This window comes from Trueperaceae bacterium (assembly GCA_036381035.1).
Lineage (GTDB): Bacteria > Deinococcota > Deinococci > Deinococcales > Trueperaceae > DASRWD01.
Map to the genome: position 1 here is coordinate 19,647 of DASVDQ010000065.1, position 14,029 is coordinate 33,675.

The following is a 14,029-nucleotide window of genomic DNA, read 5'->3' on the forward strand; positions in this document are numbered from 1 at the left end:
CGTCGGGCCGACCGGTTGCCCGGTTGTCGGACAACGGTCGACCTCGAGAACGCTGGCGGCGCCGCTTGCCCCCACTCGGGCGACCTCCTCTCGGTGTTCCGAGGAGGTTAAGCGCGGGGGCTGGGGCGTGTCAACGGAGCGTTGGAGCGCGGCGCGTCGTCGCGACCCTGGGGCGCTCTCGGCGTCGCGGCCCCATCCCGGTACGGGCTTTGCCTCTCCCGGCGTCGGGCTAGAATCGCTCGTCGTTGCGACGGGGGAGGGAAGGACGGTGCCCACGATGGACTTCGGGAGGTTGAGGCGGGTCCTGGCGGCCTGCGCGCTGCTGCTGCCGCTCGCGGCGGCGCTGGCTCAGGAGGAGCCGGTCGCGGGCGGGACGGCGATCGTCGTGCTGGGGGCCGACCCCGAGCACCTGAACCCCGGCATCAGCACCAGCTACCCGGTCGGTGCCGTGGGCGCCAACATCTACAGCGGCCTCGTGCGCCTGAACGCCGAGGGGCGTCCCGAGGGCGACCTCGCCGAGTCGTGGACGGTCTCGGACGACGGCCTCGTGTACACGTTCACGCTGCGGGAGGCGACGTTCCACGACGGCACGCCCGTGACGAGCGCCGACGTGGCCTACAGCATGAACGAGGTCGAGGGACCGAACCACGGGCGCTTCCTCAACGCCTACCAGCGCATCGCGGCGATCGAGACGCCCGACGAGCGGACCGTCGTCATCAGGCTCTCCGAGCCGTACGCCCCGCTCATCAGCCTCCTCACCGTCTTCGACGCTCCCGTGCTCCCGCGCCACGTCTACGAGGGCACCGACCCGCTGACGAACCCGGCGAACTTCGAGCCCGTCGGGTCGGGTCCGTTCAGGTTCTCGGAGTGGGTGCGAGGCGAGCGCGTGGAGATCGTCCGCAACGACGACTACTTCCGCGAGGACGAGAGGGCGCTGCTCGACCGCATCATCTTCCGCATCGTGCCGCAGGACGTGGCCCGGTCGACGGCCATAGAGGTGGGCGAGGCCGACCTCCTGTGGGGCTTCTACCTGCCGCCAGCCGACCTGCCGCGCCTCGAGGCGAACCCCGACGTCCAGACCTGGCAGGGCATCACGATCCCGGCCCTCTACTTCGTGTTCGTCAACACCCAGTCCGAGGGCCTCTCCGACCCGCGCGTGCGCCAGGCGCTGATGCACGCCATCGACATCGAGCAGATCGTCGAGCAGGCGCAGGGCGGCCTGGGGCAGGCCGCGTCCGGTCCGTTCGGGGCGGGCTTCGCCTACGCCTACTCCGAGGAGACCGACTACCGCACGCTCTACCCCTACGACCCCGAGCGGGCGCGCGAGCTGCTCGCCGAGGCCGGCGTGAGCGACCTGACGCTGCGGTTCGTCTACGACTCGGCGCGCAGCGCGTTCGCGTCCGCCGGCGAGATCATGCGCGACCAGCTCAGGCAGGTGGGCATCACGCTCTTGCTGGAGCCGGCGGAGCGCGCCGTGATGGTCGACCGCGTCTACAACCGCGACTACGACCTCAGCATGCAGTCGTTCACCTCGGGCGGCGACCCGGCGATCGGGTACCACCGCATCTACCTCTCGGCCGAGCCCGGCACGCCGTTCGTGAACGCCACCGGCTACTCGAACCCCGAGGTCGACGAGCTGCTGGCCGAGGCCGGCGCCCTGGCCGACCAGGACGCCCGCGCCCAGGTCTACGACCAGGTGTTGGAGGTCCTCGCCAGGGACCTGCCCGTGCTCGTGATGTTCGACGAGCTGAACACCGAGGCCGCCTCCGCCGACCTGCGCGGCATGCGCACGCTGCTCGACCAGCGCGACGGCCTCGAGTTCCTCTGGTTCGCCCGCTGAGGCGGCGAGGCTGGCAGAGCTGCCGCGCCGGGGTTCGGCCCCGGCGCGGCTCGTTGAGGTAGGCGGAGCGTGAGCGGCGCGAGCGAGGCAGGCAGGAGCGTCTGGTCCTACGTGCTGGGGCGCGTGCTCAACGCCGTGCCGCTGGTGCTTGGCGTGGTCGTCGTGAACTTCCTGCTGCTGACGCTGGCGCCCGGCGACCCGGTCACGGCCCTGGTGGGCGACTACCCGGCGCCCCCCGACTACGTCGAGCGCGTGAGACAGCAGTACGGCCTCGACAGGCCCCTGCCCGAGCAGCTCGTGAGGTACGTGGCCAGCGTGCTGCGCGGCGACCTCGGCTACTCGTTCGCGAACCGCCAGCCGGTGGCGACGCTGCTGCTCGAGCGCCTGGGACGCACCCTCGTCCTCATGCTCACGACTGTCGTCGTCGCCTCCGCCGTGGGCCTGGCCCTCGGCGTGCTCGCGGCCAGGCGTCCCCACTCCGTGACCGACGCGGCCGCCACCGGCTTCGCGCTCGCCGGCTACGCCGTGCCGGAGTTCTGGCTGGGGCAGATCCTGATCCTCGTGTTCGCCGTCTGGCTGCAGTGGCTGCCGGCCGGCGGCTTCCGCAGCGTCAGGGAGAGCTACGAGGGGTTCGCCGCCCTGCTCGACCACGCCCGCCACATGCTCCTGCCCATGGCGGCGCTGTCGTTCCGGTACATGGCCATCACCACTCGGCTGACGCGAGCGAGCCTGCTCGAGGTCATGAACACGCAGTACATCGTCGCGGCGCGCGCCCGCGGCATCTCCGAGCGGACGATCCTGTGGCGGCACGCGCTGCGGGCCGCGGCGCTGCCCGTCGTAACCGTGATCGGCTACAACTTCGGGTTCATCGTGGCCGGCTCTGCGCTGGTGGAGACCGTGTTCGGCTGGCCGGGCATCGGCCGCCTCATGTACGACTCGATCTTCGCGCGCGACTACCCCGTGCTGCTGGGGATCCTGCTGCTCGTCTCCGTCACGGTCATCGTCGTCAACCTCGTCACCGACGTCCTCTACTCGGTCCTCGACCCGCGGGTGAGGTACTGATGTCGGCGCGAGGGGCCGCCGTACGCCTGCCGCGACCCGCCGGCGGCTCCGGCAGCGCGCGGGCGGCTTGGCGGCGCTTCCGTCGCCACCGCGGCGGCCTGTTCGGGCTCACCGTCGTGGCGCTGCTCGTCGCCGTGGCCGTCCTGGCGCCGCTGCTGGCGCCGCACGACCCGTTCACGACCTCGCGCGACGCGTTCCTGCTGCCGCTTGTCGACGGCAGCCACCCGCTCGGCACCGACCACCTGGGACGCGACCTGCTCTCGAACCTGCTGTGGGGCGCGCGCGTGTCCCTGATCGTCGGCGTCGCCGCCGCCCTCACCGCCACGGTGATCGGGGTGGTCGTCGGGGCGTTCGCCGGCTACGCGGGAGGCCGCGTCGACGAGCTGCTGATGCGCCTCACCGAGTTCTTCCAGGTGATCCCGCGCTTCGTCCTCGCGCTGATCGTCGTCGCGCTGTTCGGGTCGGGCCTCCTCAACCTCGTGCTCGTGATCGGGGTGCTCTCGTGGCCGCAGACGGCGCGGCTCGTGCGCAGCCAGTACCTGAGCCACAAGACGATGCAGTACGTCGACGCCGGCCGGGCCCTCGGCATGCGCGACCTCAAGCTGATCTTCTCCGAGATCCTGCCCAACGTGATGGCGCCCGTCCTCGTCGTCACGTCGCTGGACGTCGCCCAGGCGATCCTGCTCGAGGCCAGCCTGGGCTTCTTCGGCCTCGGCGACCCCAACCAGCCGTCGTGGGGCGCGCTGCTCAACGCCGCGCAGGACTACATCAGACGGGCATGGTGGATGAGCGTGTTCCCCGGCCTGGGCATCTCCCTGGCCGTCCTGGGCTTCAACCTCCTGGGCGACGGGCTCACCGAGGCCTACGACCCGAGGATGCGAGTGAGGTGAGCGTCACGGTGGCTGCAACGAACGACATCCAGAGGCACGTGCGGGCGAGGACGGGCGACGTCGCGCCGTACGTGCTGATCCCGGGCGACCCGGGGCGGGCCGAGCGCATCGCGCAGCGGTTCGCCGGCGCGCGCGAGGTGGCGCGCAACCGCGAGTTCGTCCTGTTCACCGGCGAGACGGAGAGGGGAACGCCGATAAGCGTCTGCTCCACGGGCATCGGCGGGCCCTCGGCCTCCATCGCCGTCGAGGAGCTGGCGCGCATCGGCGCCACGCACTTCATCCGCGTCGGCTCCGCGGGCGGCAGGCAGCCCGACATCCCCATCGGCTCGGTCGTGGTCGTGACGGCCGCCTACCGCGGCGACGGCACGTCGCTCGACTACATGCCGCTCCCGTACCCCGCCGTCGCCGACCTCGACGTGACGCTGGCCCTGCGCGCGTCCGCCGAGGAGGTCCTCGGCAGGCGGGCGTACGAGGGCGTCGCCTACACGCGCGACGCCTTCTACCGCCGCGACGACGGCCTCAACCGGCTGTTGACGGAGGCCGGGGTCGTGGCCGCCGAGCAGGAGTGCGCCACCGTGTTCGTGGTGGGCGCGCTGCGCCGCGTGAAGGTGGGGGCGGTCCTCGGCACCGACTCGAACATCTTCCTCGACCCCCAGCCGACGCGCGAGGAGAAGGAGCGCCTCTACCAGCAGGTGGAGCGCCAGACCATCGCCATCGCGATCGACGCCGTCGACCGCCTGCACGGGGCGCGATGAGGCGCGGCTGGGTGGCGCCGGGAGGGACCGGGTCCGCTCGCGTCGGTGAGGCGCGGGGCGGGACGGGGGCTGAGGAGGGGTACACGGCCGCGCGCGGGACCTACGCTCCACGCGGACCGGGCTTCGGGCACGACGCTGGCACCTTCTCCAGGCGGCATGCGCACGGACCGGCTCGCGACCTGCTCGTCACCGGCGCCAACGTCGTCGACGTCGTCACTCAGGCCGTCTACCGCGGCTGGTTCACGGTCCTGGACGGCCGCTTCGTGGAGGTCGAGGAGGGCGACGGCCCCGCGCCCGGAGAGGTGGAGGCGGCGGAGAAGCTCGACCTGGGCGGGGCGCACGTGCAGCCGGGGATGATCGACGTCCACATGCACATCGAGAGCAGCCTCGTCACCCCGCGGCGCTTCGCCGAGGGCGCCCTGCCCCGCGGCACGACGGCCGTAATGCAGGACCCGCACGAGGTGGCGAACGTGCTCGGCGCGCCGGGCATCAGGTGGATGGTCGAGGCCTCGCGCGGCCTGCCGCTGCGCGTCTTCTCGGCGGTGTCGAGCTGCGTGCCCGCCACGTCGCCCGACATCGAGACGCCCAACGCCTCGATCTCGCCCGCCGAGGTCACCGAGCTGGCCGACGAGCCCGACGTGCTCGCGCTCGGCGAGGTCATGGACTTCCAGGGCCTCGTCGCCGGCGACGACCACCTGGAGGCGATGGTCGCGGCGGCCCACGCGGCCGGCCTCTCGGTCGAGGGACACGTCCCGTCCCTGACGGGCACGGCGCTGTCGCGCTACGCGGCGTTCGGCGTCCGCTCCGACCACACGCTGATGACCGCGCCCAAGCTCCTCGAGCAGCTCCGGAAGGGCCAGTGGGTGATGGTGCAGGAGAAGTCGGTGACCGAGGAGGTCGTGCGCGCGGTGATGAGCCTGCCCGACCGCAGCCGCGTCCTGCTCGTCACCGACGACGTCATGCCGAACCGCCTGACGTCGGGCCACCTCGACCGCATCGTCTCCCTGGCCGTGCAGCGCGGCTGGGACCCGCTCGACGCCATCGCCGCGGCCACGCTCAGGCCGGCCACCTACCTCGGCCTCGCCGACCTCGGCCTGGTGGCGCCCGGCGCCCTCGCCGACTTCGTCGTCACCGACGGCCCGGCCTCCTACCCGCCGCGCCTCGTCTACGTGGGCGGCAGGCTCGTGGCTCAGGAGGGCGCGACGGTCGTGCCCTCGTCGCCGTCGCCGGAGCCGTCCACGCCGGACGGGCTCGCGCAGGCCTTCGACGCCGACGCCCCGCGCCGCGACTGGTTCCTGCTGCGTGTCCACGGGCGCGTCCGGGCGCGCGTGATCGTGGCGAACGAGCGCAACTCGTTCACGACCCTCGAGGAGCGCCTCGTCGACGTCGCGGACGGCGTGCCGACCGACGAGGAGCTCGCCCTCGCCACGGTGGTGCCGCGCGCGCGGCTGCGTCCGGGCGCGGCGGCGCGCCAGCCGGTCGTGGGGCTCGTCGCCGGACTGGGCCTGCGCCGCGGCGCCTTCGCCACGACGTTCGCCCACGACAGCCACAACCTCTTCGTCGTCGGCCGCGACCCCGACGCGATGCTCGCGGCCACGCGAGCGGTGCTGGGTGCCGGCGGCGGCATGGCCTTCGCCGCGGCGGGCGACGCCGATCCCGTCTCGTTGCCCCTACCCCTGGCCGGCCTCCTCTCCGACGACCCCGTGCCCGAGGTCGCCCGGCGCTTCGACGCCATCGAGCGGGCCCTGGTGGAGGCGGGCATGCGCCACGCGAACCCCCTCCTCCTGCTGACCCTGCTGCCGCTCTCGGTGAGCCCCGACTTCAAGCTCACCGACAAGGGCGTCGTTGACGTGCAGGCGCGCGCGGTGCTGCCGCCGCTGGCGGAGGCGTGAGCCCCGCCGCTGCCCGGGGCGCCAACGGCCCCGGCACCGCCGAGCTGGAGCGGCTGACCGCCGAGGTCGCCTCCTTGCTGGCCAGCCTATGCGAGGTCCCGAGCCCCAGCCGCGACGAGCGGGTCATGGCCGACCTCCTCTCGGCACGCTTCCGGGACCTGGGCGCCGCCGTCACGGAGGACGACGCGGGCGCGTCCACGGGCGGCAACGCCGGGAACCTCGTCGCCGAGCTGCCGGGTGGCCGACCGTGTCGCGTGCTGCTGGCCGCGCACATGGACACCGTGCCCCTGGTGCCGGGAGAGCCGCTGCGCGCCGTGGTCGAGGGCAGCGTCGTGCGCTCGACGGGACGGCAGGTCCTCGGCGCCGACGACAAGGCCGGCGTGAGCGTCGTGCTCACGCTGTTCCGCCGCCTGGCGGCCCTGCCCGCCGAGCGCAGGCCGACGCTCGTCGCCGCGATCACCGTGTGCGAGGAGCTGGGCCTCGAGGGCGCGCACCACCTCGACGTCGGCTCCCTCGGCGTCGACTTCGGCTACTCGTTCGACGGCGAGGTGCCGGTGGGCGAGCTGGTCGCCGCCGCCGTCGCCAAGGAGGACCTGACCATCGCCGTGCGGGGCCGTCGCGCCCACGCCGCCCTCGAGCCGGAACGAGGCGTCCACGCCGTGCTGGCCGCGGCCGAGGTCGTGAGGTCCTTCCCGCTGGGCCGCGTGGCGGAGGACCAGGTGGCGAACGTGGGTCGGATCGAGGGCGGAGGCGCCACGAACGTCGTCCCCGACGAGGTGACGCTGCGCGCCGAGGCCAGGGCGTTCACCGGCGCGCGGCTCGACGAGCTGGTGGAGCGCATCGTCGCCGGTGCCGAAGCTGCCGCGGCGCCCCTCGGCGCCGGCGTGAGCGTGGAGCGCAGGCGGCTCTACGACGGCTACGAGCTGGACGAGTCCGCCGAGCCCGTCCGTCGCCTGGTCTCCGTCGCCGCCCGGCACCGCCTCTCGCCGCGGTTGGTGAGGTCGATAGGCGGCTCGGACACGAACGTGTTCAACCAGAAGGGCGTGCCGACGGTGAACGTCGGCCTGGGCATGCACGACATCCACTCGGTGGCCGAGTGGATCGACGCCGCGGACCTGGCGCGGGTCGTCCTCTGGGTCGAGGACGCGCTCCTGAGCGGCTGAGCGGAGCCGGGCCAGGCGACCTCTCGGACGGGCCTGCCCCCTGTGGAGCGACCGGCATTGAAACGCTGCTGACACGGTCGGAAGCGACCATCGGCGTCGAAAGGGAGGCATCCCATGATCGACGCCACCAGAACCGTCACCGCCCTGGGCCCGAGGTCCCTCGCCCTGCGCGCGCTCGCCGCCGCGCTGACGCTCGCCCTCGCGGCGTGCGGGACCGTCCCGGAGCCGCCGGCAGGTCCGCCGGAGGGCCCGCCGGAGGGCGAGCCGCCGTCGCTGACGGTCACGCTCGCGAGCGCCGCCGTGAACCTGCTGAGAGGGGCCGCGGCGGACGTCGAGGTCACGGTCACGCGCGCCGGTCAGCCGTCCGGCGACGTGACCCTCTCCGTGGCCGGCGCGCTGCCGCCCGGCGTGAGCGCGACGTTCGCGCCGGACACGCTCGGCTCCGGCGAGACGGAGAGCGTCCTCACCGTCGCGACCACCGCCGAGGCCAGCGCCGGCACGTTCGACGTCCAGGTCGTGGCCGCGTCCGCGGACGCGGGGAACGGCGCCGCCGAGGCCACAGCCCAGCTCGTCGTCGACGTGGACGGCCTCACGGTCGAGGGACGCGTCGTCGACCTCTACGGCGTGCCGTTGCGGGACGTCCTTGTCGGCAGCCAGGGCGCGACCGACGTGACGAGGGCCGACGGTACCTTCACCCTGGCCGACCTGGCGGTCCCCTACGACCTGATGGCCGCTAGACGCGACGTGGAGGTCCTGCAGGAGTACCAGGGCCTCAGCACCCCTACACCGGAGCTCGTGATCTTCCAGGACTTCGAGGCCCCCGACCTCGCGAGCAGCGCGAGGATCTCCGGGGACGTGGCGGGCGGGGGCGCGTTGGCCGCGGACGAGGAGGTGTACGCGTGCGTCGAGGGCACCGCGATCGTCGTCTTCGGGTGCAGCTACGTCCGCTCGGGCGAGACCGCCTACGAGATCGAAGCGACGTGGCTCTCGCCGGCGCCGCAGAAGGTGCGGGTCCATGCGTTCCTGGCTCACGTGGTGGGCGATACCGTCATCGACTTCCGCGGCTACGACACGTTCGAGGTCGACGTAGCCGACGGTGACGACTTGTCCAAGGCGCTGGGCTTCGACGCGGTCGAGACGAGGTCGCTGACGGGGAGGATCTCGCCGTGGAGCGGCCCCACCCCGCCTGCCGTCGTAGAAGCCGTCGCCGCCGTGCGCTTCAGCGACAAGCTGTCGATCACGATCTCGGCCGCCGGGTCGACGGGGCCGTTGGCCATGCCCGTGCCCGCCCTGCCCGGGGAGGACTGGGAGTACGACCTGGCAGTGGCCGGGTACGAGTACACGCCCTTCACCAGCAGCAGGGTCTGGCTCACGGCCGCCGGGCTCGACGCCGGCGAGGTGGTGCTGCCCGACGCGCCCGGACTGGTCAGGCCCGAGCACGGGGCCTTCGACGTCACGCTCGAGACGGAGTTCGAGGTGGCGGGGCTCACCGGGCAGGCCAAGACCTTCTACTGGGCCCCCACGACCTTCGGCGGACCGGTCTTCGCGGTGACTACGACGGAGGACGTCGTCACGCTGCCCGACCCGAGCGAGCTCGGGCTCGGTCTGCCCAAGCCCTGGGGCGCCTACCGCTGGGGAGTCGTGAGCACGCAAGACGGCAGCGTCGACGACGCGCTCGCGGGGATGCTGGAGCTCTGGTCGGCGGTCGCCTCGCTCATGAACTTCGTGGGCGGTGCCCCCACCGCGGACGGCCAGGTGGTGGAGGCGGGGGACCGGGAGTTCACCTTCGACCCGTGCTGCGCGGTCGGCGCGGACATGGTGCCGTGAGGGTGGCACAAAGTGCATTAGTGTGGCGGGGCATCGACCCCGCCGCACTCGCTTGTGACCTCACAGGTCCCCCGGGTCGGGCAGACTGGGTCACGGTCCTTGTCGGTCGTGGAGTTGGAGTGTAGCCCGCGTCGAAGAGTTTGGCGGTGTTCAGACTGAGCCGCCGGCGCTTCACCTGGCGGCACGTGACGACGGGACCGGGATGGGACTAGTCAACTGGGCCACACCTGTCCGAAGACTCTCAAGAAATTGCCGCCTAGGAAACCGCCGATCTGTTGGTCGTCGTAGCCGCGTGCGGCGAGGGCGTCAATGAGGTTCCAGACCTGGCTATAGGTGTTGAAGTCCGCCAGCGCGCGCATAGGCGAACGGACGTCTCCGCAGACGTGTCTCGCATAGTCCTTCCCGACCTGCACGTAGTCCGGTTCGCCCCAGGGATCCGTCGTGTGATACGGATAGGTGCCTAGGCTCATATCGGTGCCTATCCCCACGGTGTCGGTGGACCCCGTCAGTTGCACAACGTAGTCCACGTGGTCGATGAAGTCGGAGAGCGTGGGCCATGTCGTCTGGCCCTGCTTCAAACAGAACGGTCCGAACGGAGCTAGCCCGATGACCCCGCCTCGGGCGGTGCAGGCGAGGATCTGCTCGTCCGTGATGTTCCTGGGCGAGTCCACGAGCGCTCGGACGTTCGAGTGGCTGAAGACGATCGGCTGTGAGCTGAGGTCGATCATCTCCAGGGTCGACCGGCGGCCGACGTGCGAGCCGTCGAGCAGCAGGCCCAGCCGATTGGCCTCAGCGACGACCTGCTTGCCGAACGCGGTCAGCCCGTTATCACTGCGTTCGAGGCAGCCGTCGCAGATGTGGTTCATGCGGTTGTAGGCGGGCAGCATCATGCGCAGGCCGAGCCTCACCATGGCCTCGATGCGGTGCAGCTTGGCGCCGATCCACTCACCGCCCTGGGCGTGCATGAGCAGTGCGGCCCCACCGGTCTCCTTCGCGGTGACTATGTCCTGAGCCGACAACGCTAGCCGGAGGTTCGGGTTCTGGCGCACCACCAAGTGCCAGAACATGAGGCCTTCGACCGCGTCCTCGAAGTCGTCGTGCACGCGCCAGGCCGTGACGGAATAACACGTCGCCCCGTGGCGGTGAGCGTTCGCGAAGTCGGCATCGGGCCAGGCCTGCATACACCCGTCGATGAACACATACGGATGGTCGCGTTCGAGGATCGGGTGAAAGCCCTTGTTCTCTCGCAGCTCTTGCGTCGGCACGGCTCCTCCAATGCTGCCCTCTGGGGAGGGCGCCGGCGCCTGTTCCGGTCGCTGCCGGTGCCGGGCCGGTTGTAGCTGTCTGAGCGTTATGCTACACTCATACGAACCGCAGGTCAAAGAGGCGCGAACCCCGTCTCTGTGCGCGCGGCACGTGCGAGGCGTCAGCCGATCGCACGGTTATAGGTCCGGCCCATGCGGCCAACGCAGGAGCCCACGGGCGGCACGGCGAGCGGCCGTGCCCGCGTCGGAGTGGAGGTCGGTGTCATCGACGATCTGTTAGCGCTGCACGAGTCCTTGAGGCCCAGGCTGACGATCTGCGAGCCGGGTGAGGTTCTCATCGTCCACGGTGTGCGGTTGATCGACGGGCTCGGTTCGGAGCCGAGGGACGGGATGTCCCTACTGGCCAAGGGCGGGGTCATCGAGCGCGTTGGGCCAGACTCGAGCCTCTCCGGCGACGCCGAGCCAGGTGCGACGGTGCTGGACGGCAGGGGCCTAACGCTCATGCCGGGCATGATCGATGCCCACTTCCACTTCACGGGCAGACCCAAGGACCCGGCCAAGCGGGAGCTCGAAGCGAACGATGACATCAGGGTCCTGCGCGCTGCCCGCGATGGCCTGATCCTCCTCAACGCCGGGTTCACCGCTGTCAAGAGCATGGGGCATGGGCGGCCTGCAGTCGTGGACGCGCTCAAGCAGGCCATGGGGGAGGGGTTCCTCGTCGGGCCGACCATCCGCCACTGCGGGTGGGCGTTCTCGCAGAGCGGCGGACACGGCATCAACCCGGGCTGGCCGTTGGACCTCGTGGAACAGCGACTCCCCCGCAGCGCTTTCGCCGACGGGATCGACGGCTGCCGCGTGGCGGTGCGGCGCAACTTCGGCGAGGGTGCCGACTTCGTGAAGCTCTATGCGACGCAAGGCCTGAACACGAGCCCGCAGGACAGGATGAACATCCCCAACTACACCTTCGAGGAGCTGAAGGTGATGGCGGACGAGGCTCACAGGCACCGGACACTGGCGTCCGCGCATGCGACCGGCACGGAGGGAGCGATCAACGCTGTCAGGGCCGGCATCGACACGATCGAGCACGGCCCCGACTGCCTGGACGAGGACGGAGAAGAGCTGCTCGACCTCATGGTCGAGAAGGGAACGCTCTTCGTGCCGACCCTCGCCTTCGCGAGCAAGGTGCAACACCGCCCGACGTTCACGCCCGAGATGAAGGAACGCGCAGCTCGCCGGTACATGGGCAAGCTGGACTTCGTGGGGGCAGCGATAGCCAAGGGCGTGCGTATCGCGGCTGGCACGGACTATTCGACACTGCCGCTGGTCGGTCGCAATGCGGAAGAGATCAAGGCCCTACACGAGGCCGGACTGAGCACGGTAGAGGCGATCGCGGCCGGCACCTCGCGAGCGGCAGAGGCGATGGGGCTCGGCCATCTGCTGGGGGCGGTGCGCCCCGGTCTGGCAACCGACCTTCTCCTCGTGGATGGCGATCCGAGCGCTGACATCGACGTCCTATGTGACCCCGAACGCATCGTCCGCATCGTCAAGGCCCGTCACACATGGCGGGCGCCGGCACCGCTGTGAGCTCAGAGACCCGGACCACTCCCTTGGTGTCGCTGAACACCAAGCTCCCGAGTTCTCGACGGAACGACCTAGGAGGTAGGCGAATGGCAGCAAGACAACAGCGTAGGCCCTTGCGCACCCTCGCGATCGCATGGGGTCTTCTCGCGACCGTGGCGATGGGCCAAGCGCAGGCGCAGGCTCCGGCGGCGGGCGAGAAGGTCCCCGAGCTCCTGCTCATAGGCTGGACCCTCTCCGCGGACCCCGTCCGGTACGAGATCGGCGAGATGTTCGTGAACGACATGAAGCGTTACCTCGGCGTCGATGTCCGGCACCTCACCCTCGAGTCGGAGGCCAAGGAGCCGTACTACAGGTCCGAGACCGACTACGCCTTCTCCTTCTCCATCACGGGTCTTGCGGCGAGACCTTGGACCGTGGATCCCGACGAGACGCTCGGCCGGTTCCACTCGCGCAACATCTACGACGGCGGGACGAACCAGTGGGGATACAACAGCCCAGAGTTCGATGCGCTGATCGATGCTCAGAAGACCGAGCTCGATGTCGAGAGACGCCGGCAGCTCGTCTACGACGCGCAACGCGTCATGTACGAGGACGTCGGCGCCCTGAACCTGTACGCGATCCAGATCGTCGGCTTGTACAACAAGGACCTCTTCACGAACTTCGTGCCCATGTACGGCACGGGCGCGTTCAACTTCTGGAACGCCATCGAGCTCGAACCCCTCACAGATCAGCGCGTCCTGCGGGTCGCGAACGTCGGTGAGCCGGGCTCGCTGAACGTGGTCCAGTCGAGCCTGGGTGAGCTCGAGATCCTCCAGCAGATCTTCGATACCTTGGTCCGCATCAACCCTCAGGGCGAGACGGTGCCCTGGATGGTCACCGATATCCAGAGCCCCGATCCCCAGACGTTCGTGATGACCCTGAGAGACGACCTCAAGTGGCACGACGGCGTCCCCCTGACGGCGGAAGACGTCGTGTTCACCTTCGACTACTACAAGGAGAAGGGGCAGCCCCGCCTCGACGGTCCGCTGCGCCAGATCGCGTCGGTAGAGGCCCTCGACGAGCGCAGCGTGAAGTTCACCCTGAACGCTCCATCAGCTTCGTTCCTCACCGTAGTGCTCGGCCAGGCGTTCATCCTTCCCAAGCACATCTGGGAGAACGTCGCTGAGCCCCACACCCTGAGCGTGATCGAACATCCCGAGCTGATGATCGGCAGCGGTCCGTTCAAGTACGAGCACTGGCGCCTTGGAGAAGAGATCTACGTCTCGGCCGTGAAGGACTACTTCGCGCCGCCGAAGATCGACGGCATCAGGCACATCGCCTACGCCGACAACGACGCCGCCTTCGTGGCGATGCGAACGCAGAACGCCGACATCACCTCGCGGCCGGTCCTGCCTGACCAGGCCAAGGAGGCCGAGAACTTCCCGTTCCTGGCGATCAGTCGGCCCGTGGACATCAGCGCGCGGTACATGGCCTTCAACTTCCGCAGGCCTCCCACCAGCGACGTGGCCTTCAGGCGCGCGGTCGCATACATGATCCGGTACGACTACATCGTCGACACGCTCCTCGCCGGCGACGGTTCGAACTGGAACACCGGCCTCATCACCCCCGGCAACAGCGCGTGGGCGAACACGGAGCTCGAGCAGTTCACGTTCGACCCCGAGAAGGCGCGCGCCATCCTCGAAGAGGCCGGCTACACCTGGGACGCCGAGGGCAACTTGCACTTCCCAGCGGACATGGGGAACTGAGAGAGATCT

10 protein-coding genes are annotated in these 14,029 nt (G+C 70.4%); 9 read left to right on the forward strand and 1 reads right to left on the reverse strand.

From position 1 onward, the window contains the following. Positions 1 to 277 precede the first annotated feature (277 nt). The 7 genes from VF202_07720 (at position 278) to VF202_07750 (ending at position 9,429) form a co-directional block, all read left to right on the forward strand. Positions 278 to 1,840: an ABC transporter substrate-binding protein gene (locus VF202_07720; GenBank protein HEX7039980.1), complete on the forward strand. Its 1,563-nt coding sequence runs from the start codon at positions 278 to 280 to the stop codon at positions 1,838 to 1,840. 69 nt (positions 1,841 to 1,909) lie between these two features. Next, on the forward strand, positions 1,910 to 2,902 hold the full coding sequence (locus VF202_07725) for an ABC transporter permease (GenBank protein HEX7039981.1): 993 nt from the start codon (positions 1,910 to 1,912) through the stop codon (positions 2,900 to 2,902). Then, the gene (locus VF202_07730) at positions 2,902 to 3,792 is read left to right on the forward strand and encodes an ABC transporter permease (protein ID HEX7039982.1); all 891 of its coding nucleotides are present in this window, start codon (positions 2,902 to 2,904) and stop codon (positions 3,790 to 3,792) included. Before VF202_07725 ends, VF202_07730 begins: the two co-directional genes overlap by 1 nt. Beyond that, complete coding sequence (locus VF202_07735) at positions 3,789 to 4,547, forward strand: nucleoside phosphorylase (GenBank protein ID HEX7039983.1); 759 nt, start codon at positions 3,789 to 3,791, stop codon at positions 4,545 to 4,547. Before VF202_07730 ends, VF202_07735 begins: the two co-directional genes overlap by 4 nt. Before the next feature lie 11 nt (positions 4,548 to 4,558). Next, positions 4,559 to 6,439: an adenine deaminase C-terminal domain-containing protein gene (locus VF202_07740; GenBank protein ID HEX7039984.1), complete on the forward strand. Its 1,881-nt coding sequence runs from the start codon at positions 4,559 to 4,561 to the stop codon at positions 6,437 to 6,439. After that, positions 6,436 to 7,602 (forward strand): M20/M25/M40 family metallo-hydrolase, encoded by a 1,167-nt coding sequence (locus tag VF202_07745; GenBank protein ID HEX7039985.1) that lies wholly within the window; start codon positions 6,436 to 6,438, stop codon positions 7,600 to 7,602. Before VF202_07740 ends, VF202_07745 begins: the two co-directional genes overlap by 4 nt. Positions 7,603 to 7,716: 114 nt before the next feature. Then, positions 7,717 to 9,429, forward strand: coding sequence for a hypothetical protein (locus tag VF202_07750; GenBank protein ID HEX7039986.1), 1,713 nt, complete (start codon positions 7,717 to 7,719; stop codon positions 9,427 to 9,429). A 212-nt stretch (positions 9,430 to 9,641) separates the two neighbouring features. Here VF202_07750 and VF202_07755 read toward each other — a convergent pair whose 3' ends face one another. After that, a complete protein-coding gene (locus tag VF202_07755) occupies positions 9,642 to 10,694 on the reverse strand; it encodes a membrane dipeptidase (protein HEX7039987.1) in 1,053 nt (350 codons plus the stop codon). A gap of 192 nt (positions 10,695 to 10,886) precedes the next feature. Between VF202_07755 and VF202_07760 the strand changes: the two genes are divergently transcribed. Beyond that, complete coding sequence (locus tag VF202_07760; GenBank protein ID HEX7039988.1) at positions 10,887 to 12,278, forward strand: amidohydrolase family protein; 1,392 nt, start codon at positions 10,887 to 10,889, stop codon at positions 12,276 to 12,278. Positions 12,279 to 12,433: 155 nt separating this feature from the next. Beyond that, positions 12,434 to 14,020, forward strand: a complete 1,587-nt coding sequence (locus VF202_07765; protein ID HEX7039989.1) for an ABC transporter substrate-binding protein — start codon at positions 12,434 to 12,436, stop codon at positions 14,018 to 14,020. Positions 14,021 to 14,029: the final 9 nt, after the last annotated feature.

Bases quoted from the DNA above. Each gene is read 5' to 3' on its own strand.
- VF202_07750 (HEX7039986.1), top strand. From the start codon at position 7,717: ATGATCGACGCCACCAGAACCGTCACCGCCCTGGGCCCGAGGTCCCTC.
- VF202_07720 (HEX7039980.1), top strand. From the start codon at position 278: ATGGACTTCGGGAGGTTGAGGCGGGTCCTGGCGGCCTGCGCGCTGCTG.
- VF202_07765 (HEX7039989.1), top strand. From the start codon at position 12,434: ATGGGCCAAGCGCAGGCGCAGGCTCCGGCGGCGGGCGAGAAGGTCCCC.
- VF202_07760 (HEX7039988.1), top strand. From the start codon at position 10,887: ATGCGGCCAACGCAGGAGCCCACGGGCGGCACGGCGAGCGGCCGTGCC.
- VF202_07730 (HEX7039982.1), top strand. From the start codon at position 2,902: ATGTCGGCGCGAGGGGCCGCCGTACGCCTGCCGCGACCCGCCGGCGGC.